This is a genomic window from Helcobacillus massiliensis (assembly GCF_014191425.1).
Classification (GTDB): domain Bacteria; phylum Actinomycetota; class Actinomycetes; order Actinomycetales; family Dermabacteraceae; genus Helcobacillus; species Helcobacillus massiliensis.
In genome coordinates, this window is the sequence record NZ_JACHWP010000005.1 from 1 (window position 1) to 19,861 (window position 19,861).

22 protein-coding genes are annotated in these 19,861 nt (G+C 68.2%); 8 read left to right on the forward strand and 14 right to left on the reverse strand.

Annotated features, from left to right (window positions below; genetic code table 11):
• From FHX50_RS08300 to FHX50_RS08320, 5 genes are all read right to left on the reverse strand, one after another.
• Positions 1-755: ABC transporter permease (locus tag FHX50_RS08300; RefSeq protein ID WP_183376527.1), on the reverse strand; the 755-nt coding region annotated here is incomplete at its 3' end.
• The gene (locus tag FHX50_RS08305; protein WP_183376529.1) at positions 752-1,633 is read right to left on the reverse strand and encodes an ABC transporter ATP-binding protein; all 882 of its coding nucleotides are present in this window, start codon (positions 1,631-1,633) and stop codon (positions 752-754) included. The genes FHX50_RS08300 and FHX50_RS08305, both read right to left, overlap by 4 nt.
• A 70-nt stretch (positions 1,634-1,703) precedes the next feature.
• Positions 1,704-2,483: a response regulator transcription factor gene (locus FHX50_RS08310; protein ID WP_183376531.1), complete on the reverse strand. Its 780-nt coding sequence runs from the start codon at positions 2,481-2,483 to the stop codon at positions 1,704-1,706.
• Positions 2,480-3,766 (reverse strand): sensor histidine kinase, encoded by a 1,287-nt coding sequence (locus tag FHX50_RS08315; protein WP_183376533.1) that lies wholly within the window; start codon positions 3,764-3,766, stop codon positions 2,480-2,482. Before FHX50_RS08315 ends, FHX50_RS08310 begins: the two co-directional genes overlap by 4 nt.
• 73 nt (positions 3,767-3,839) lie before the next feature.
• On the reverse strand, positions 3,840-5,084 hold the full coding sequence (locus FHX50_RS08320; RefSeq protein ID WP_183376535.1) for a dicarboxylate/amino acid:cation symporter: 1,245 nt from the start codon (positions 5,082-5,084) through the stop codon (positions 3,840-3,842).
• A gap of 174 nt (positions 5,085-5,258) precedes the next feature.
• Here FHX50_RS08320 and FHX50_RS08325 point away from each other — a divergent pair, with 174 nt between their 5' ends.
• Entirely contained in the window at positions 5,259-6,023 is a 765-nt protein-coding gene (locus tag FHX50_RS08325) for an aminotransferase class IV (RefSeq protein WP_183376537.1), read from the forward strand.
• Positions 6,024-6,068: 45 nt separating this feature from the next.
• Entirely contained in the window at positions 6,069-8,315 is a 2,247-nt protein-coding gene (pabB, locus tag FHX50_RS08330) for an aminodeoxychorismate synthase component I (RefSeq protein ID WP_183376539.1), read from the forward strand.
• Between the two features lie 80 nt (positions 8,316-8,395).
• On the opposite strand, the gene FHX50_RS08335 is transcribed toward pabB, so the two are convergent.
• Complete coding sequence (locus FHX50_RS08335) at positions 8,396-9,103, reverse strand: IMPACT family protein (protein WP_343064072.1); 708 nt, start codon at positions 9,101-9,103, stop codon at positions 8,396-8,398.
• 60 nt (positions 9,104-9,163) lie between these two features.
• On the opposite strand from FHX50_RS08335, the gene FHX50_RS08340 reads away from it, so the two are divergent.
• The gene (locus FHX50_RS08340; RefSeq protein WP_183376541.1) at positions 9,164-10,621 is read left to right on the forward strand and encodes a mycothione reductase; all 1,458 of its coding nucleotides are present in this window, start codon (positions 9,164-9,166) and stop codon (positions 10,619-10,621) included.
• A gap of 154 nt (positions 10,622-10,775) precedes the next feature.
• Here FHX50_RS08340 and FHX50_RS08345 read toward each other — a convergent pair whose 3' ends face one another.
• The 3 genes from FHX50_RS08345 to FHX50_RS08355 all read right to left on the reverse strand — a co-directional run bounded on the left by FHX50_RS08345 (position 10,776) and on the right by FHX50_RS08355 (position 13,225).
• Positions 10,776-11,999: an IS110 family RNA-guided transposase gene (locus tag FHX50_RS08345; protein WP_183375385.1), complete on the reverse strand. Its 1,224-nt coding sequence runs from the start codon at positions 11,997-11,999 to the stop codon at positions 10,776-10,778.
• Between the two features lie 272 nt (positions 12,000-12,271).
• Positions 12,272-12,742, reverse strand: coding sequence for a prepilin peptidase (locus FHX50_RS08350; protein WP_183376543.1), 471 nt, complete (start codon positions 12,740-12,742; stop codon positions 12,272-12,274).
• Positions 12,743-12,907: 165 nt separating this feature from the next.
• Positions 12,908-13,225 (reverse strand): histone-like nucleoid-structuring protein Lsr2, encoded by a 318-nt coding sequence (locus FHX50_RS08355; RefSeq protein WP_183376545.1) that lies wholly within the window; start codon positions 13,223-13,225, stop codon positions 12,908-12,910.
• Positions 13,226-13,379: 154 nt separating this feature from the next.
• On the opposite strand from FHX50_RS08355, the gene FHX50_RS08360 reads away from it, so the two are divergent.
• Positions 13,380-13,592 (forward strand): hypothetical protein, encoded by a 213-nt coding sequence (locus FHX50_RS08360; protein WP_183376547.1) that lies wholly within the window; start codon positions 13,380-13,382, stop codon positions 13,590-13,592.
• A gap of 59 nt (positions 13,593-13,651) precedes the next feature.
• On the opposite strand, the gene FHX50_RS08365 is transcribed toward FHX50_RS08360, so the two are convergent.
• The 5 genes from FHX50_RS08365 to FHX50_RS08385 form a co-directional block, all read right to left on the reverse strand.
• Positions 13,652-13,840 (reverse strand): hypothetical protein, encoded by a 189-nt coding sequence (locus FHX50_RS08365; RefSeq protein WP_183376549.1) that lies wholly within the window; start codon positions 13,838-13,840, stop codon positions 13,652-13,654.
• Entirely contained in the window at positions 13,837-14,709 is an 873-nt protein-coding gene (locus FHX50_RS08370) for a hypothetical protein (protein WP_183376550.1), read from the reverse strand. Before FHX50_RS08370 ends, FHX50_RS08365 begins: the two co-directional genes overlap by 4 nt.
• Positions 14,710-14,955: 246 nt before the next feature.
• The gene (locus FHX50_RS08375) at positions 14,956-15,642 is read right to left on the reverse strand and encodes a DUF3800 domain-containing protein (protein ID WP_183376552.1); all 687 of its coding nucleotides are present in this window, start codon (positions 15,640-15,642) and stop codon (positions 14,956-14,958) included.
• Positions 15,643-15,721: 79 nt separating this feature from the next.
• Complete coding sequence (locus FHX50_RS08380; RefSeq protein ID WP_183376554.1) at positions 15,722-15,913, reverse strand: hypothetical protein; 192 nt, start codon at positions 15,911-15,913, stop codon at positions 15,722-15,724.
• 34 nt (positions 15,914-15,947) lie between these two features.
• The gene (locus tag FHX50_RS08385; RefSeq protein ID WP_246370927.1) at positions 15,948-16,646 is read right to left on the reverse strand and encodes an SOS response-associated peptidase; all 699 of its coding nucleotides are present in this window, start codon (positions 16,644-16,646) and stop codon (positions 15,948-15,950) included.
• A 310-nt stretch (positions 16,647-16,956) separates the two neighbouring features.
• Here FHX50_RS08385 and FHX50_RS08390 point away from each other — a divergent pair, with 310 nt between their 5' ends.
• The 4 genes from FHX50_RS08390 to FHX50_RS08405 all read left to right on the forward strand — a co-directional run bounded on the left by FHX50_RS08390 (position 16,957) and on the right by FHX50_RS08405 (position 19,839).
• Entirely contained in the window at positions 16,957-18,555 is a 1,599-nt protein-coding gene (locus FHX50_RS08390) for a phytoene desaturase family protein (protein WP_089066549.1), read from the forward strand.
• 104 nt (positions 18,556-18,659) lie between these two features.
• Positions 18,660-19,172, forward strand: a complete 513-nt coding sequence (locus tag FHX50_RS08395) for a TetR/AcrR family transcriptional regulator (protein ID WP_089066495.1) — start codon at positions 18,660-18,662, stop codon at positions 19,170-19,172.
• On the forward strand, positions 19,169-19,513 hold the full coding sequence (locus FHX50_RS08400; protein WP_089066496.1) for a DMT family transporter: 345 nt from the start codon (positions 19,169-19,171) through the stop codon (positions 19,511-19,513). The genes FHX50_RS08395 and FHX50_RS08400 overlap by 4 nt, the downstream gene beginning before the upstream one ends.
• Entirely contained in the window at positions 19,510-19,839 is a 330-nt protein-coding gene (locus FHX50_RS08405) for a DMT family transporter (RefSeq protein WP_089066497.1), read from the forward strand. Before FHX50_RS08400 ends, FHX50_RS08405 begins: the two co-directional genes overlap by 4 nt.
• Positions 19,840-19,861 lie beyond the last annotated feature (22 nt).

The window sequence follows — 19,861 nt, forward strand, 5'->3', positions numbered from 1 at the left end:
ATCTGCACGGTCAGCAGGCTCGCCAGCGCCAGCAGGCCCACCTGGCCGAATGCGAGCGCTGAATTGCCGATCACCTTGCCGGCGAGGATGGCGCGGGCCGTGACGGTCGCGAGGATGATCTCCACGATCCGCGACTGCTTCTCCTCGACCACGGACTGCGCCATCTGCAGGCCGTAGGTCATCGCGATCATCATGAAGATCAGGCCGAAGCCGAGCGCGATCATGTAGACCAGCAGCGGGTTCGGGGCATTGGGATCCAGCAGCTGGACCTCCGGGCGCAGGGAGAGGACCCCGGTGAGCTCATCGGGGGTGTCCCGCAGCCCGATCACGGCGACCTTCGTGGGGGAGGAGTCCGAGGGGACGACAGCCGCGTCGGCCTTCTCCGATCGGACCGCGGCCTCGGCGGCGTCGGTGTCGGCGACAACCTCGGCGGTGTAGCCGTCGCCGAGCTGATCCACCAGCGGCTTCGTGTCCGCGGTGACGGCGATCGTGTCCTCGGAGGAGAAGATCTCACCCATGCGCGGCAGGGCGAGACCCGCGAACAGCACCAGGGCGAGGGCGACGACCGTGGAGAGGACATAGGCGCGGCTGGTCAGCTTCACCATGATCTCGCGACGAGCGATCGTGAGGGCGGCCTGCCAGAAGGTGGGGCGGGCGGAGGCGCCGGCGCCGGCGCCGCCGCGGGTGACGCGGCTGGATTCGGCAGTGCTGCCCGAGTTGGTCGAGGGGTCGGTGTGGGGTGCCTGGGTGTTCATCGCATTGCCTCCGTGAAGATCTCGTGCAGGGTGGGGGTGCGCTGGCCGAAGGAGAGGACGGTGCCGCGGGCCTGCGCTTCGGCGAGGACGGCGTTGGCGTCCTCCAGGGAGCGGGCGGCGAATCGGACGTAGCCGCCGTCGAACTCGCGGACTGTCACCGGCATGTCCCGCACCCAGCCGGTGTCGGAGCCGGCGCGCAGCTCCCAATCGGGCTCAGCGCCGGCGCGCAGCAGCTCGTCGCGGGTGCCGGCTGCGGCGATCTGTCCGCTGGCGATGATGATGAGCTCGTCGCACAGCCGCTCCACCACATCCAGCTGGTGGGAGGAGAACAGGACCGGTGCGCCGGAGGCGGCGACATCGCGCAGCACCTCCAGGGTGGTGTCCACTGCCATCGGGTCGAGGCCGGAGAACGGCTCGTCGAGGATGAGGGCCGTGGGCTGGTGGACCAGCGCCGCCGCGATCTGGGCGCGCTGCTGGTTGCCGAGGGACAGGGATTCGAGGGTGTCGCCGCCGCGCTCGCCGAGGCCGAGGCGTTCCAGCAGGTCGGTGGCGCTGCTGCGGGCGGAGCTGGCGCTCATGCCGTGCAGCTGGCCGAGGAAGACGAGCTGGTCCAGCACCTTCATCTTCGGGTACAGGCCGCGCTCTTCGGGCATGTAACCGACGCGGGCGCGGAAGTCGGCGTCGATCCGTTCGCCGTTGACGGTGACCTCACCGGAGTCGTGGGAGAGGACCCCGAGGATGATCCGCATGGTGGTGGTCTTGCCGGCGCCGTTGCCGCCCACGAACCCGGTCATCAGCCCGGGTTTGATCGAGAACGAGACGTCGCGCAGCACATGGTGGGTGCCGTAGGTCTTGTTGATGTCGGTGAGTGTGATCATGGCTCCAACCTACGGAGCCGTGGTCCGCCGCAGATCCCCCACCCGGGGGAGATATGCGGGGGAGATCTTCTCAGCCGACCACGTGGTTCTCGTACGCCCAGATGACGGCACGGATGCGGTCGCGGATCTGCAGCTTCATCAGAGCGTTCGAGAGGTGCGTCTTCACCGTCGCATCGCCGAGGAACAGGCGCTCGGCGATCTGCCGGTTGGACAGGCCCTGCACCACGAGGTCGAACACATCGCGCTCCCGAGCGGTGAGGAGGTTGAGGGCGCGCTGCGCCTCCGGGGTGGGGGCCCTGTCCAGGGCGGCGGCCGCGTCCGGGGAAGCGGCCGACGGGTGCTGCGCCTGCGCCGGTTCAGCAGCGTCAGCAGACCTCGTCGGCGCGCTCGGCGACTCAGCGCCGGAGCCGTCAGCGCTGCCACCGGTGTTGCGGGCGATGACGCGGCGCGTCACCTCCGGCGCCAGCAGCGCATCGCCGCGTGCGAGCACCCGCACCGCGTTGATCAGCGTCTCCGCTTCCGCGGTCTTCAGCAGGAACCCGGAGGCGCCCGCATCGAGGGTGGAGAACAGGTAGTCGTCGCGGTCGAACGTGGTCAGCACCAGCACGGCGGGTGCACCGTCCTCAGCGGTGATGCGGCGGGTCGCTTCGATGCCGTCCATCACCGGCATCTGCACGTCCATCAGCACCACATCGGGCAGGAGCTCCTGGACCATGGTGACCGCTTGGGCCCCGTCGGCTGCCTCCCCGACGACCTCGATCGCTTCGCCGTCGAGGTCGGCGGTGGAGAGGATGGCGGCGAAGCCGGTGCGGATCATCGCCTGGTCGTCGACCAGCAGGACGCGGATCATGGGGTTCCTCCTCGGATGGGGACAGCGGCGCGGACCAGGAACCCGCACGTCTCCTTCGCGCCGGCCTCCAGGGTGCCGCCGACTGCTTCGGCGCGCTCCCGCATCCCCTGGATGCCGGTCCCGGTGCCGGGCAGAGCGGACCGGCGGGCGAAGCCGTCATCGGAGACGTCCAGTTCGGCGGCATCGTCGGAACGTCGGCGCAGGGTGACGGTGACGCGGGCGGCCGCCCCGGCGTGCTTGCGGGCGTTCGTCAGGGACTCCTGAGCAATTCGCAGCAGCGCGGTCGACGCCGTCTCCTGCAGATCGGTGAGGGGGTCCAGCACGCGCAGCTCCACCTTCTGGCCGGCGCGGCGAGCATCCTCCACGATCTCCGGAAGCTGCGCGAGCGTGGGGGAGGGCGCGTTCGTGGACGGGTCACGCAGGGTGCCGACCATGGTGCGCAGGTCTTCGATCGCGGAACGGGCGGAGGACTCCACGGAGAGCAGGGACTGCTCGGCGCGGTCCGCGTCCCGGTGCAGGAGGCGCCGCGCCGCCGCGGCCTGAATGCTCATGGCACTGACGTGGTGGGTGATGACGTCGTGCAGTTCGCGGGCGATGCGGATCCGCTCCAGCTCCACGGCGTTGCGCGCGATGACGGTGCGCTGATCCTCGATGGTGGCGGCTGCGTCCTCGAGGTCCTGCCGCTGCAGCGCCTGCTGCCACGCGCGGTTGCCGAACACCCACGCGGCGGTGAAGTAGAACAGGTTCACCGTCACGTTGATCATCAGCATCGCGAAATAGGCGTTGACGCCCCGCTCACCGGTGGTGGGGTCGTAGAAGCCGCGCACCGCTTCGCCCAGGATCCATGTGCAGGCGATGACCACGATGACGGTGCGGGCGATGGTGGCTCGCCGACGGTTCGGCTCCCACGCCCCGATCGCATGCATCGCCAGGAACATGGCGATATTGGTGCCGACTGTTTCGAACCCGGTGGCGATGCCGAAGCCGGTGAACATCGCCATCATCACCAGGCCCGTGGGGATGGGGAAGCGGCGGGCCGTCACCACGGGCAGGCAGATCGCCACACCCACCAGCACGGCCCAGCCGGTGTCGACCCGCAGCAGGCCTGGCATGGCGAACGCCGTCAGATAGGTCATTTCGATGCTGACCACGCACAGCAGCGCGGTGAGCAGGAGGTCGCGGCGTAGCCAGTCCTCCGGGAGGCGCCGCACCGGCCTGGCGGGGGAGGGGCCGACGGGGCCTGCACCGGCGGGATCAGTGCCGACAGGGGCGGGAACGGTCATGCCCACGAGAATAGACAACCGGCGGACCCGAAGGGATCCGCCGGTTGGGGGAGATGCGCGAAGGCGAGGAGCCTCAGGCCGCGGTGGGGCCGTCGGCCGCGGCGAGGTTCGCCTCGGCGTCACGACCGGTGCGGCCGGTGACGATGTCGCGGCCCTGCGCCAGCTTGTCCACGATCATCGCGATGGCGCCGTCACCGGTGACGTTGGTGGCGGTGCCGAAGGAGTCGATGGCGATGTAGATCGCGACCATCAGCGCCACCTGCGACTCGTTGAAGCCGAGGTTGGACTGCAGCAGCGCAGCAGCGGTCACAATGGCGCCGCCCGGCACGCCCGGCGCGGCGATCATGGCGATGCCGAGCAGGAACACGAAGCCGATGAGGGCGGGCACGGAGATGGTCGCGCCGGTGGTCCACATGATCGCCAGGGCGAACAGGGTGATCTTCACGGTGGAGCCCGCGAGATGGATGGTGGCGCACAGCGGGATCACGAAGCTCGCCACCGGCTTGGACACGCCGATGCTCTGCGCGCAGCGGGTGGTCACCGGAATCGTGGCCGCGGAGGAAGCGGTGCCGAGGGCGGTGGCGTAGGCGGGCAGCATGCCGACCAGGGACGTCAGGGGGTTGCGGCGGGTGATGACGCCGGCGACCGTGTACTGGCAGATCAGCATCAGCGCCGTCAGCACGAAGGCGAGGACCACGATCGTCAGCATGTCGAGGATGATCTCGCCGAGGGTGCCATCAGCGGTCATGGTCGCGAAGACGGTGAAGATGTACACCGGCAGCAGCGGGATGATCAGCGAGGAGATCAGCAGGTTGACAACGGTGCGGAACTCATCGGCCACGTTGAACAGCGTGTTCTTGCCCTGCGAGCGCAGCACGGCGATGCCGAGGCCCAGGACGAACGCGATCAGCAGGGCGGTGAGGACACCGAACGCCGGATCGATGACGATCTCGAAGAACGGCTTGAACCCGGCATCCTCGGGGTTGGCGACCTCCTTCAGGTCCCCGCCGCGGTTCAGCAGGAACGGGAAGGTGAGGTAGCCCGCGGCGATGGCGTACAGGCCCGCGCAGATGGTGGAGCAGTAGGCGATGCCGGCGGTGACGCCGAGCCACTTGCCCGCGCCGCGACCGAACTCGGCGATCGCGGGGGCGATGAGGCCGATGATGATCAGCGGGATCGCGAAGCCCAGGAACCCGGAGAACAGGGTGGAGAAGGTCTGGAAGGTGCGGCTCAGCCACTCCGGTGCGATCATGCCGACGGCGAAGCCGAGGACGATCGCAATCAGGATCCTGAAGAGAAGGGATTGGAACAGTTTCATGCCGTCGGGGACTCCTATGTCGGCGACTCAGACCGCACTGCTGGTGCGGGGGCTCTGCACGACGATGTGCATCGCGTGCATGGATTCTATGGGCGCACTCGCGCACGCCGCCGTTTAGACTGCGTTCATGCGCCAGTCGAGGAAAATATCATCCGACCAGTCGGATCCAGTACCGTGACCACCCCGTGGACCGCGGCCCCCGCCTGGGTCCCCGGCGCCCGCACCTCCTTCCTCCTGCGCGGCAGCGCCCTCATCAACCCCGACGGGCACCGTCGGCGCCTCGCGGCCGCCGGCGCCGACCAGGCCGCCATCACCACCGCCCTCACCGAGCTGCGCACCGCCGCTGCGGACGCGGGCCCGCTGCTGTTCCCGCAGATCCTCCTCGGCGACGCCCCCGGGATGCTCAGCATCGACCCCCGGCCGATCACCCCGGACCGCCTCAGCGCCACCGCCCGGCTCATCACCCACCCCGGGCCCGATCAGCGCACCCGGCCCCACATCAAAGGCCCCGACTTCCCGTTCCAGACCGCGGTGCGCAAGGCAGCAGTGCGCGCCGGCGCCGATGACGCCCTCCTCCTCGGCCCCGACGGCACCATCCGCGAAACCGCGTTCGGCACCGTCGTCGCGTGGCGCGACGGCGCCCTGGTCAGTGCGGCACCCGTCGGCCGGCTGCCCTCCACCACGGAGGAAGCGCTGATCGCCGCCGCCGAGGCCGACGGGCTGCGCACCACCACCGCTCCGCTGACCCCCGCCGAGCTCCGGGACGCCGACGCAGTGTGGCTGCTGAGCGCCCTGCACACGATCCGGGAGGTCACGCACGTGGACGGCGCACCCGTCGGCCTCGCTGCTGGCCGGGGCGCAACCCCCTCACGTGGTAGTTTCCAACAGCGGCTGTGGGCCGGCGCGCAGGACCTGCGCGCGCTCACCGACCGCGACTGACGCCCCGCCAGGGGCCGCTGAAGAACTCGGGAGGTTCGGGCACTGATGGGCATCGGCAGCGCGCCGCGCGTTCTGATCGTCGACAACATCGACTCCTTCACCCACAACATCGCGCACCTGGTGGCGTCGGTGACGGGGGAGGAGCCGGTCGTGATCGCCAACGATGACTACGGCCCCGACGCGGTCGCCGACCTCCTCGACCAGTTCACCCACGTCATCATCGGGCCCGGTCCCGGCACACCCCACAACCCGGCCGATGTCGGCATCTGCCCCGCGGTCCTTGCGGCCTGCGCCGCCCGCTCCGTCCCCGTGCTCGGCATCTGTCTGGGCCTGCAGCTGATGGCTGTGGTCGAGGGCGGCCGCGTCTCCCGCGCCCCCGAACCGATGCACGGCCTCGAATCGCTCGTCACCCACACCGGCGATGCGATGTTCGAGGACGTCCCCTCCCCGTTCACCGTGGTCCGCTACCACTCCCTCGCCATCACCGAACTGCCCGAAGCCCTTGAGGTGACCGCCCGTTCCGAGGACGGCGTCATCCAGGCGATCCGCCACCGCACCCACCCGTTCATCGGCGTGCAGTTCCACCCCGAGTCGATCCGCTCCGACGCGGGCCGCCTCATCATCGGCACGTTCCTCGGCATCGACCTCGCGCCCGGCTCCGGCACCAGCGCCGCCCAGACCGGCGGCCCCGCGCCGCGCCGCGCACCCGTCGGAACCCCCACAGCGCACCCCACCCACCGGCTCGCGCTCGAGGGCCCCATCCCGCTCACCGCCGACGGCGACGCCCTCTTCCGCGCCCTCTACGCCGACGACGACACCGCCGTCTGGCTCGACTCCAACTCCCACGACGCCCGCGCCGAGATCTCCGTCATGGGCGCCCTCGACGGCCCCGACTCCCACGTCATCACCCACAGCGCGCACGCGAGCGGACCCGGTGGATCCCGCGTCGGGGAGACCCGTCTGCGGTGGGCCGACGGATCCGACACCATCCGCACCGGCACCACCCTCGTGGCTTCGGCCCGCCACCAGCTCGCCCAGATCCGCGTGGCGCCCCGCACCGACGAACAGGAGGAGCTGCCGCGCGCCCTCGCCGAATTCCAGCTCGGCTACGTGGGCTTCCTCGGGTACGGCCTGAAGGCGGAGACGCTCGGCCTGCCCGATCAGGCACCGGCGTCCACCCCGGACGCGCACCTGCTGTTCCTGCAGCGCGCCGTGGTGATCGACCACCGGGAGCAGACGATCTGGCTCGCCGAACTCGAGCGCATCCCCGGCCCCGCCGCTGATGACCCGGCAGCCCGGCGGGAGCCGTGGCGCGTCAGCTCCCGTCGGCTGATCGAGAGCGTCCTCGCCGCCGGCCCCGCTGAGCCCGCAGCGGCCGCCGCGGTGGGCGGCTCTGCTGCGGCCGCCGCCGACCGGGCGCCGCTGACCGACGTCGACGTCGAAGCCGCCATCACCCTGCGCCACGACGCCGACGCCTACCGCGCCCTCATCGGCCGCTGCCAGGAGCTCATCGACCGGGGCGACAGCTACGAACTGTGCCTCACCAACGAAGCGGAGTTCACGCGCGACGCCCTCGGCTGCGATCCGGCCGACCTCGACCCGCTCGCCGTGTACGAACGGCTGCGCACCATCGCAGAAGTGCCGTTCGGCGCCCTGCTGCGGTGCGGCGACTTCTCCGTCATCGGCGCCTCCCCGGAGCGCTTCATCGAAGTCCGATCCGACGGCGTCATCGAATCCCGTCCCATCAAGGGCACCGCCCGCCGCGGCCGCACCCCTGAGGAGGACGAGCAGCTGTGCTCGGCGCTGCTCGCCTCACGTAAGGAGCGGGCCGAGAACCTCATGATCGTGGACCTCGTCCGCAATGACCTCGCCCGCGTCAGCGACTTCGGCAGCGTCCACGTGCCGTCTCTGTTCGCCATCGAATCCTTCGCGACCGTCCACCAGATGATCTCCACCGTGCGCGGCACCCTTCGCGGCGACTGCGACGCCCTCGATGTGCTGACTGCGACGTTCCCCGGCGGCTCGATGACCGGCGCTCCGAAGGTGCGCAGCGTGGAGATCCTCGACGAGCTCGAGCAGGGCCCGCGCGGGGTCTACTCCGGTGCGATCGGCTGGCTGTCCACGAACGGGTCCGCGTCCTTCTCGATCGTGATCCGCACCATCACCGCGGAGCGCGACCGGGTCGCGTTCGGGGTGGGCGGCGCGATCACGCGCCTGTCGACGGCGGATGAGGAGTTCACGGAGACCCTCATCAAGGCCCGGACCGTGGTGGACGCCGTCACCCGGCGCTGAGGCGCACCGCGGTATCGGCGCGCCGGTGCTGAGCCGCGCGGCCGTTCGGCCGCTGGTGCTGAGTCCGACTGGGGGCGGGGTCAGTCGGCGGCGGGGATGTCCACGTGCGCCCACCCGGCGGTGGTGACGCCGGCGCGGCCCGCACTGATCTCCGCGATCGCCCGCGCCACGTCCTCCCGCGCAGTCGGCAGATGCCCGATCATGATCTCCAAACCGTCCGCGCCGTAGTCCGCCTCCAGCACCGCCGTCTGCTCGGGTGCCGACGGACCCTCCGCCCACGACCGCACCTGCGCCTCCACCTGGCCGGCGATGTCATAGCCGACTGATGCGCACGTCACCTCGTGCACGATCCTCTCCAGGATCAGCCCCTGCGCCGACGCCGCATCCAGCGCCTCCGTCACGGACGACCCGTAGGCACGGGTCAGGCCACCGGCACCGAGCTTCACGCCGCCGAAGTAGCGGGTGACGATCGCGACGGCGTCGGTGATGTCGCGGCCGCGCAGCGCCTGCGCCATCGGCAGGCCCGCCGTCCCGCCCGGTTCGCCGTCATCATTGGACCGCTGCAGGGACAGGGGAGTGCCGAGTGCGAGCGCTGTGCAGGTGTGGCGGGCGTTCGGGTGGGCGGCCCGGCGCTCCCGGATCAGCTCATCGGCGTCCTCCACCGCCGTGACGGGGGCGATGAGGGTGATGAAGCGGGACTTCTGGATCGTGAACTCGTGCTCGATCGGCCGCTTCAGCAGACGGATGCGGCCGGTGGATTCTGGCTGGGTGTCGAGCAGGGTGAGCACCCGCCCATGCTATCGGCCGCCCGGATCGGGTTACCCGCCGCGCCGCCTAGGATTGCTGTCATGACTTCCGCAGCAGAGCATGTCGACATCCTCCTCATCGGCTCCGGGTCGGGCAATTCGTTCCCCGGCCCCGAGTTCGCGAACCGCACCATCGCCTTCGTGGACCGCGGCGTCAGCCCCCGCCGCGTGTTCGGCGGCACCTGCCTGAACGTGGGGTGCATCCCCACGAAGATGTTCGTCCACACTGCCGATGTCGCCTCCGCCCCGGAGGAGGCACCGAAGCTGGGGGTGGACCTGCCGGACTCCGCGGTGGACTTCCCGGCGGTGCGCGACCGCGTGTTCGGCCGCATCGACGCGATCAGCTGCGGCGGCCAGGAGTACCGCGCGGACCATGAGGACAACGAGAACCTCACCCTGGTGCGCGGTACCGCGCGCTTCACCGGTCCGAAGGCCGTCACTGTGGACCTCAACGACGGCGGGCAGCGCGCCTTCACCGCGGACACCGTCATCATCGGTGCCGGCTCCCGCCCGATGATCCCGGACGTGCCCGGTCTGCGTGACCTCGACCCCCTCACCTCGGACACCATCATGCGGATCGAGCAGCTGCCGGAGTCGATCGCGGTGCTCGGCACCGGGGTGATCGCGCTGGAGTTCGCCCACATCCTCCGCTCCTTCGGGGTCGAGGTACACCTGATCGCCCGCTCCGACCTCGTCCTGCGCTCCTATGACTGCGACATCGCCGAACGCATCACCGAGGTGTCCCGCGAGCGCTGCACGCTGCACACGAACACGTCGATCACCGCGGCGCGGCGGGAGGCCGACGGGTCCGTCCACCTCACCCTGGACGAGGACGGTGAGAGCACGCAGCTGCAGGTGGGGGACATTCTGGTCGCCACCGGCCGCGTTCCGAACAGTGACCTGCTGGACGCCCGGGCGGGCGGTCTCGGGGTCGATGAGAACGGCGTGATCACCGTGGATGCCTTCCAACGGGTTCTGGATCCGCAGGGCCGTGTGCTGGAGGGCGTGTGGTCGTTCGGCGACGTATCCTCGCCGGTGCAGCTGAAGCATGTGGCGAACCATCAGCAGCGCACGATGCGGCACAACATCCTGCACCCCGATGATCTTCGCCGCGCTGATGAGATGCCGGTCCCGGCGGCGGTGTTCACGCACCCGCAGATCGCGACGGTCGGGATGACGGAGCAGCAGGCCCGTGACTGGTCGGAGCGCTCCGGGCGGGAGATCCGGGTCGCGGTGCAGAAGTTCAGCGACATCGCCTACGGGTGGGCGATGGAGAACGAGGGCGACTTCTTGAAGCTGATCGTGGATGCGGCGTCCACGGAGGTGCTGGGGGCGCACATCATCGGCCCGCAGGCGCCCACGCTGATCCAGCAGTTCATCCAGGCGATGAGCCTGGGGATCACGGCGCGGGACATGGCACGTCACCAGTACTGGATCCACCCGGCGATGCCGGAGCTGGTGGAGAACGCGCTGCTGCAGACCTTTTCCGAGGACGACTGACTCCGATCTGGCCCGGCCCGCCCAGCGCGCCGGTCCGGGAACCCCGGACAGATTTCGACGGATGGTCGCTATTCAGCGCGAATAACGACCATCCGTCGAATTCTCTGGTCAGAGGCGTCGGCCCTGGCCGGGGGGGGTGTCCCTATGTTTCGAGTCAAGCCGCGAGAGCGGTCGGCTCGGGGGTAGGGGCGGTTGTCGGTGGCTGGTAGTAGGTGCCGTCGCGGAGCATGGCGTAGATGACGTTGCAGCGGCGGCGGGCTAGGCAGATCACGGCGGCGTTGTGCCGTTTGCCTTCGGCGCGTTTGCGATCGTAGTAGGCCTTGGAGATGGGGTCGTGGTTGGAGGCGACCCAGGCGGAGTAGAACAGGGCGTTCTTCAGGCGTTTGTTCCCTGACCGGGCGGGGAACTCTCCGCGGATCGAGGTGCCTGATCTGCGGGTGACCGGCGCGATCCCGGCATAGGCCGCGAGGTGGCTGGCGGACTCAAACGCGGAGCCATCACCGATCGCGAGGAGGATCTGGGCGGCGGTCTTGATGCCGATCCCCGGCATGCTCATCAAGACCGAGGCGAGAGGGAAGTCCTCCAGCATGCCCTCCACTTCGTGGGCCACGGTCGCGCGCTGTTCTTTCAGCTCTTTAACCTGGCCAGCGACTCGGGGGATCACCAGCTCAACCGCTGCGGTGGCGGGCACGATGACGGTCTGCTCGCTAAGGGCTGTGAAGATCTGCTCGACCAGCGTCTCGGGGTCGCGGCGTGAATGCGCGCGGGCGAACCGCAGCACCTTCCTTCGGCCGGCACTTCGGAGGCCGGTGGGGCCGCCGAACTTCTCCAGCAGGTCCAGCACGAGTCCGGTCGAGAGGGTCCCGCCTGCGAAGACGCGCTCGAGCGCGGGGTGGATCTGGGTGAGCAGGGACCGGATCCGGTTCAGCGCCCTTGTGGTCTCGTGGGCGAGGTCCTCGTCGAAGCCGGCAAGGACCTTCAGTGCGGAGAGGACCTCGCTGTCACGATCGACCTGCCGGAGGGTGTGAGGCATGGTGCGGGCCGTGTCGGCGATGATGAACGCGTCGCGCGCATCGGTCTTTGACCTGCCCGGATACAGATCCGCGGCCTTCCGCATCGCCAATCCGGGAAGGTAGGCGACTGTGCAGCCGGTATCCCGGGCCACCGCGATCGGCAACGCTCCGATGGTGTTCGGCTGATCGACGACCAGCAGAACTTCGCCGTGGTTCTGCAGCTGGGTGAACAGCTCGCGAAGTTTGGTCTCGTCCTGCGGGAGGGGCTTGTCGAACAGCTTGTTCCCCTCCGGGTCGAGTGCGCACGCGTGGTGAGCTGTCTTCCCGACGTCCAGGCCGATCACGACCGCGAACCCTGTGTTCATGACGCTGTCCTCCTCATCACTGCTGGCCGCAGTCTCGACACCCGATGCCGGCACCCACGTTACGAAGAGACCTCAGACAGAGCTGGGCCGTGTCCCTATCAGCGGTCAACGCGTGTCTCTCGACCGGGCGGCAACACCCCCCGGACCATCAATGGCAGGGCAACAAAGCCATACCCGGCCGAGCGACCAGACCCCGTCCATCGGGGTGCTCACAAGGTAACGGGGACGACGTTCGCGACCCTCGTAGGTTCGTAACCTCGTAGGTTCGTAGGTCAGGCAGTGGCCACAGGAACCACGAGGACGAGCAGGGTTCCCAGGATCAGGCCGGGACCGAAGGGGATGTGTCCGCGGATGCCTCGTCGACGCCGAACGAGGATCCATCCCAGAGTGCCGATGCAGCCCAGCCAGATGCCAGCGAGCATCATCAGCGGGGAGACGAAGCCGCTGTAGAGGGCGAGGGCGGCGACGAGGATGACGTCGCCGAAGCCGAGGCCGCCGCGCGAGATGACGAACAGGACCAGCATCAAGACGGTGGCGATCGCGCAGGTGACGGCCGCCCAGATCAGATGGTCGAAGCCAACCCAGACCGCGGTGATCGGGAGTGCGACGGCGCCGGTGCCGAGCAGGCCGAGATTCAGCGGCAGAGGCAGCCGGGACTCGCGTGCATCGGTGACGACCATCGGCAGCGCGAGCAGGAGGAAGAGGGCGAGGGCCGGCCAGAGCTGGGGCGTGAGGAGGTACATCGGTGCTACCCCTCCTCGTGGCTGCTGGGGCTGGGCATCGTCGTGTCCTTCGTCCGGTGGATGGTCACCCTGTTACCGCGGCTAGGGCGGGCTCATGTGACCGCTGGGGACACTCTTCCTGATCCGCGGGGACGGCCGACTCCGATCAGCGCGTGAGGGACGGGCTCAGCTGGCGGCGGTGTAGGCCTCACGGATCTCTGCGGAGACGCGGCCGCGGTCGCCGATCGCGTACCCGTTGGCCTGCGCCCACTCGCGGATCCGCCTCGTCTCGTCGCTGCGCCCGCGGGAGGTGCCTCGTCGGGCGCGGCCCCCGACGCGCCGTGCATGCTCCACCCATGCCGCGAACTCGTCGCGGAGCTTCTGCGCGTTCTCGTCGTTGAGATCGATCTCGTAGGTGACGCCGTCGAGGGCGAAGCCGATCGTCGAGGTGGCTGCGGAGCCGTCGAGGTCGTCGGTCAGGACGATGCGAGTCTTGCGGGCCATGCTGCGTGTCCTCCTGGGTAGATATTGCGTTCAGCGTACAGAACGGCGAACGCATGATGAGGGGTTCTGCGTGACGGGGACTGTGCAAATGCTTGGCGAATTCCCGATCCGTACGAGTAGCGTTCAAGGACCACCAGCATCGAGGAGGCATGCGATGGACGAGCACGAGGATGACGAACGGCTGGCGGCCCTTGCGGAGCGGGCCGAGCGTGGGGAGCTTCCCGTGCCACCAGGGGCGCGGATCCAGAGAGCCTCGGACGAGGGCCCTGCCGGCGCCGCCGAGCTGCTGGAGATGGCGGGGGCGAGCACGCTCGACGAGGCGTTCGAGGTGCTGCGTGCGGCGGCAGTGCGCGACGGAGCGAAGTAGACAGCGCCGGGCCCCGCGGTCAGGGGGAACCGCGGGGCCCGGACAGTCGAGAGGCGGGGTCAGCCGCCGAAGGAGAGGACCGTGCCGATGAGGGCCACGGACAGTTCCTCATCGGGGTACTCGGCGCGGACGTAGTCCACGGCATCGAGGTACTGCTGCTTCCGGTCAGGGGTGAGCTCATCCCAGGCGTGCCGGTCGGCGTCGGTCACGAAGTCGGGGTAGGTGGTCATCTGGTCAGCAGCGCTCATGACGTGTGTCCTGTTCTGGTGTACTCGTCGGCTTCATCGTAGTCCTGGAACGATCTCGGTTCGGGGCGGCCGAGTTTCTCGTATTGGTCCTGCGTCACCATGAAGGTGATATCGGGTTCTCCGCGAGGTGGGGCGACCCTGCTCATGGCCGAATAGTCCCAGCCGTCGGGCGCGAATTCTCGGTTGAAGGGGATCGAGGCGACCTTGACGAAGCCGCTTCGGGCGTAGATCTTCGGCAGGAACGTGTCGAAGCACTCGAGGTGTGTCCCACCGCGCTCTGCTGCGATGGGCAGCAGGGCACGCGTCGCGCCGCGGCTGCTGCCGTCGGAGTACACCGCCGAGATCTCGCCACTGTGGCGGACGGCCGCGCCGGCGCGGCCGTCCGCTAGCACGAGCATCGTGTGGAAGTCGCGTTGGAGCTCAGTGGGGGTGGCCCTGGTGACCTGCTTCCCCGCGGCGTCCTGGGTGTACCGCTCCGCGAGCCCACTGCTGTAGGACCGTGCGGATGTCGGACCGGTGACCTCAAGAACGGTGTGCCCATGCGAGGTGTGTGCGCGCACGACGCGGAACGATCCTCCGGGCAGCGTGAGCGGCTTCCCGGTGGGGGAGTCAGCGACGTAGCGGTTGATGTTCGCGGTGAGCTGCTCGGCGTCGTAGGAGCCGCCTGCGGCGGTCCGCTCGGTGATGTGCTCCTGGAGCCCGGTGCGGGTCTGGATCAGATCGGCCCGGGCGGTCTCCAGGCGCGAGGTGATCTCCTCGTGCTCGGCGGTGTCGGGTGAGGTCTCGGCGAGCCGCTGCTCGAGCTTGTCGACGCGCTGGCGTTGATGCGCGTAGCAGCGTCGTCCCCCTTCGGCTTGGGACTGGCACATCGGATCTCCGTTCGGGTCACGGTGGACGTGGTGCCTCGACGACACCCACATCCCTCTACCGCGGGTTCCCGGGGGTCGTGTGACCGCACAGCATCAATCTGTCGCGCGCGGCGGCTCTGCTTCAACCTGGCGTCGAGGGCACCGGGTGGTCTCCTGCGGGGTGGACGGGCCGTCGAAGCGTGGGTATACTCGGACCTGCGGACCCGCCCAACGTACGTTGGTCAACGGGTCCTGCTTCTTTTTGGGTCAGACGCTGATGGTGGTGGCGCTGAGCGATGCGAGCTTGGGGTACCACGGCCAGGCGAACTGCTTCTCGGGGATTCGGGCAACGTCCTGATAGGCGGCGTAAGCAACGAGATCTGCAATCTGAACCCATTGGCTGCGGCTTGAACTCTGGAACGAGGGGTCCTCGAGCAAGGAGCGCGTCTCGAGGGGGAGCTCGCGGTGCGCGGATATGTAGCTAGTGTCGGAGCCGTCGCCATCCATGACTAGAGTTCCCCACTCGTCGGCGTTGCGGAGCTGCTCGTCGAGATGGTGGATGAGGTGGCTGTAGACCCGGTGGCGCTTCTTCTTGAAGCTCTCGCGGTGGCTCGTGGAGTTGGAGTAGATCGTCCCGACAGCCATCCAGTCCCAGGTGGCGAAGCGATCGAAGGTCTCGTCGAGCACGGCTGAGCGATTCGCCTTCCGGCGGTTCCAGGTGTCGTCCAAGGACGGGTTTCCACGTCCATTTGCGAACTGTGTTGCGTGCAGCTCGTAGTTCTTGGGGATGCCGTAGGTACTGGTGAGGTGGGCACGCCAGGAGAGGACGTCACTGAGGGCCTGGCGCCAGTGGTCGAATGCAACGGTGACCCAGCTATAGGTGGCGAAGCCCGTGTGCTCGGCGCCAGAGTCATCGACATAGATGAAGCGTGGCGGTCGAGCAGGAGTGTTCACGCTGACACCCTATGGGGAACGAGACGCCGGCGGGCGGCGGATACCGGCGTCGATATCGCCGTGCAGGCCTACTGCACGATCAAGAGCCGTTGAGCTCGCCGCGGCGAGGGCTGGCGGAGGGTCCGTCGCTCGGCTGTATGCGGCCGGGTCGGAGGCCGGCGCTCTGGGCCTCCGGTCGGCCGGCCGCGCGGGCGATCTCCTGCCCCATCGCCTTCGCATCCTCGCCGGTCAGCACCCTATGCGGACCGGAGAACCCTTCGGGTGTGGCCATGGCTTCTGCTCCGTTCGATCAGTTGTGCTCGAGGTCAGATCGGTGCGATCAGGGAAGGATCGGAGCGGTCCAGGCCGCGGACGCTGTTGACCTGCCGATCTAGGGGGCGGGTGACGAGCTGCCCCGCGATCGTGGACGAGACGTCCTCGAGCTGCGCGAGCAGCGGCGCCTTCTGGTCGGCCTCGAGCTTCCCGGGGGAGAGCCACTCCTCGATCGCGTCCTCGGTCAGGAAGGTCGGCATCCGGTCGTGGACCTCGCCGCCGGCATCCCGCGCCTCGCGCGTGATCACCGTGAAGGACACGTCCCACGCGTCGCTCTCGTCCTTCCTGGCGGCCGTGAGACCAGCGGCGTGCAGCAGCTCCCCGTCAGGGTGATGGATGAAGAACGGATCCTTCCCGCCGTCGGCAGCCTCGACCCACTCGAAGTAGCCGGTCATTGGGATCACGGCCCGGGCGCTCGAGAACGCGCCGCGGAACATCCCGTTGCTGCTCACGGTCTCCAGGCGCGCGTTGATCGGCCGAGGTCCCTTGTCCTTCGCCCACGCCGGGTGCAACCCCCAACGGGCGAGCTCGAGGGTGCGGTGTGACGCTCCGTCCTCGTCGACGAACTCGCGCACCACGGGAGCCTTCGTGCGCGGCGCGATGCTGTAGGTCGGCTCCCACTGGGCCGCCCGGTAGTCGCTCGTGGCGACGTACGAGCGCAGCAGCCCGTCCCCGTTGCCGGGGGAGGGCATCGTTCGGTTGAGAATTATTCTCCGGTCGATCGGCGCACAGCAGTGACCGCATGTCGTACCGCATGCACTCGTTTGGCCAGGGTGTTTCGCTCCCAACCATGGTGACGTCGCGGTCTGCATGCGCCGCTGAGATACGTCCGATCGGACAGCAATTCCAGAGCGCGCTCATATCGCGCTGGCTCCGCGCGCGTCCATGGGCACCCTCGGGAGTAGTGCCCAGATCCCATGGGGTTCGGACCTCTCGTTGACCTACCAAACATGAGGTAGGTATTCTCAGGTGGGTCGAGACGTGGAACACATGGAGGAAACGATGGACACATATGACGTCGTTGTGATCGGGGCAGGGGTCAACGGTCTGGTGGCCGCGGCTGAGCTCGCCACCGCCGGATGGAGTGTCGCTCTTGTGGAGCAGAACAGCCGCCTGGGTGGATTCATCGACTCTGGCGAGGCCACGCTGCCGGGTTACACGCACGACACATACTCCTCTTGGCATCCGCTGTTCGTCTCCGGTGGCGCATATGCGGCCCTCGGCCCAGACCTGCATGAGCACGGCCTCGAGTACGCGAACACCGACGGGGCTCTCACCGGCAGCATCTCTGCTGGCCGGGCGGCCGTGGCCTACCGCGATGCGGCAAAGACTGTCGAAGGGTTCACGCACCCAGAGGACCAGGCGGCATACCTGGCCATGCTGGAAGAGATGGGCGAACGCGCGAATCTGGTCTTCAGGATCCTCGGCTCCGAGGTTCGATCCGCCGCAACAGTGAAGCTCGCGCTCAGTGCCCTTAAGTCTCAGAAGATCAAAGGGATGGATGCTCTCGCGCGGGATGCGGTGATGAGCGGGCGCGCGTTCGGGCGTGACCGGTTCACCGGCAGCGAGCCTGACCAGTTGTGGGCGCCGTGGTTGCTTCACGCCGGCATCTCCCCGGACAGCGCCACCGGCGGGATGATGATTCCCGTCCTCGCGATGACGATGCACGGTTTCGGTTTGCCCGTTGTCACTGGCGGAGCGAAGAACTTTGTGACCGCGTTCGAACGGCTTCTCTCTGAGCATGGCGTGACAGTCCTGACCGGTCATCGCGCGGAACGCGTCACCACGACTAACGGTCGCGCGACCGGCGTCGTCACCGACAAGGGCCTGATTAGCGCGCGGCGGGCGGTGATAGCGAGCGTCACCCCGCAGGCCCTCTACGGCACGCTCTTGAAAGACGAGCCCGTGCCCTGGGCCATCCGGCGGGACGCAGAACGGTTCCGGTTCGGGCGCGCCGCCATGCAGATCCACATCGCCCTGGATCGTCCTCTGCGCTGGACCGACGAGCGTTTCCAGGATGTCCCGCTACTCCACATCAGTGATGGCTCTGGCGGCACTGGCATTGCGTGCGCGCAGGCCGACGCGGGTGCCCTCCCCGCCGCGCCTACGATCGTTGTCGGTCGCCAGCATGTCCTCGATCAGAGTCGGGTGCCCGAGGGGGCGGGGTCTCTCTGGCTCCAGCTACAAGAGGTCCCTTGGCAACCCACCGCAGACAGTGCTGGCGCGATATCGGTCGACGGAACCTGGAATGCGGACACGACCAGGCGGTACGTCGAACGTGTTCTCGCCCGGATCGAAGAGCACGCTCCTGACCTAACTTCGAGCATCCTCGAGACCACGGTGATCACTCCCACCGACCTGGCAGCCGCAAACCCTAACGCTGTTCATGGCGACCCCTACGGCGGTTCGATGGAGCTCGACCAGAATCTTCTCTGGCGCCCCCTCGCCCACTCGGGCAAACACACCACGGCGATCAAAGGTCTCCTGCACATCGGAGCGTCCACTCACCCCGGTGGAGGCCTCAGTGGCGGAGCCGGACACCTCGCAGCGCAAAGCCTCCTCTCCGCCAACAACCGCAGGAGCCTCATCTCCAAGAAATGACGGCGTCTGCAAGCGCAGCCGCCCGAGAGCCACCTTTGCCGTCAGAGGCTCAGCGATCGACATCACACTAGACCGACCATACATATGGTCGGTACGATGGGGGTATGGCAACGAAACTTGAGATCCTCGACGCCGCCCTCGAGGTGCTTCGACACGGAGACGCATTGACTCTTGATGCCGTCGCTCGGCACGCGGGGCTCACCAAGCCCGGGCTCGTCCATCACTTCGCTACGAAAGAGGGGCTGACGGTCGCGGTTGTCGATCGAGTGATCGATCTCTGGGAAGCCGAGCTGCGTGAGCGAGTCAGCGACGAGTCCGACGAGGTAGAGAGGCTGCGCGCCTATGTCGAGTTCTCTCTCTTAGATGACCTCGACCCCAGCGACCTCGCTCTCCTCGCCGACGCGCGCCTGCGCGACAAGCTCAGTGACCAGTGGATGCGCCGCCTTGATCCCTGGTTCGGCTCAGGTCTGGACGACCCCAGGGTGCGCTCTGTCCGCCTCCTTGCCGACGGAGCCTGGTTCGACCGCTCCCTCGGCATCGTTGAGCTTTCCCGGGCGCAGCGCGAAAGCATGCTGAGCGTCGCGCTCGGCCTCATCAGTGAAGGAGTGCAGAAGTGAAGAAATGGCTGTTTCTCGTCGGTGCAGTTCTCCTGGAAGTGACCGGATCACTCTCCCTCAAGGGTGCGCTCGATGCTCCCGGACTCTATGTCCTCGTCGTCGCCGGATACGTCGGCTCCTTCTTGGCACTGTTCATGTCTCTGCGCAACGGGATGGCCCTCGGCGTCGGTTACGGCATCTGGGGCGCTAGCGGCGTCGCACTCACAGCGATCATGTCGCTCGTGATCTACGGCGAACCCATCACTCTGCTCATGGGTCTCGGCATCGTCATCATCATGGCCGGAGTACTACTGGTCGAACTCGGCTCCCAGGCCGCCCAGAAGAAAGAAGTAGCAGCATGAGCGCCCTCGCACTGATCTCCCTCATCGGCGCGATCGCGGGCGAGGTCGCCGGCACCGTCTCACTCCGCATGGCCAGCAGCGGCAGAAAACTGTGGTGGATCGGCGTCGCAGCCGGCTACATCTTCGCCTTCAGCATGCTCGTCGTCGTCCTCGGACAGGGCGTCGCGCTCGGAGTCGCCTACGGAATCTGGGCCGCTGCCGGCGTCGCCATCACCGCGATCATCAGCAGGCTCTTCTTCAAAGAACCCCTCACCTGGATCATGGGCCTCGGCATCGCCCTGATAGTCGGCGGCGTGCTACTCATCGAGATCGGCGCCACCCACTGACCGGACCTGCGCCCCACGGCTC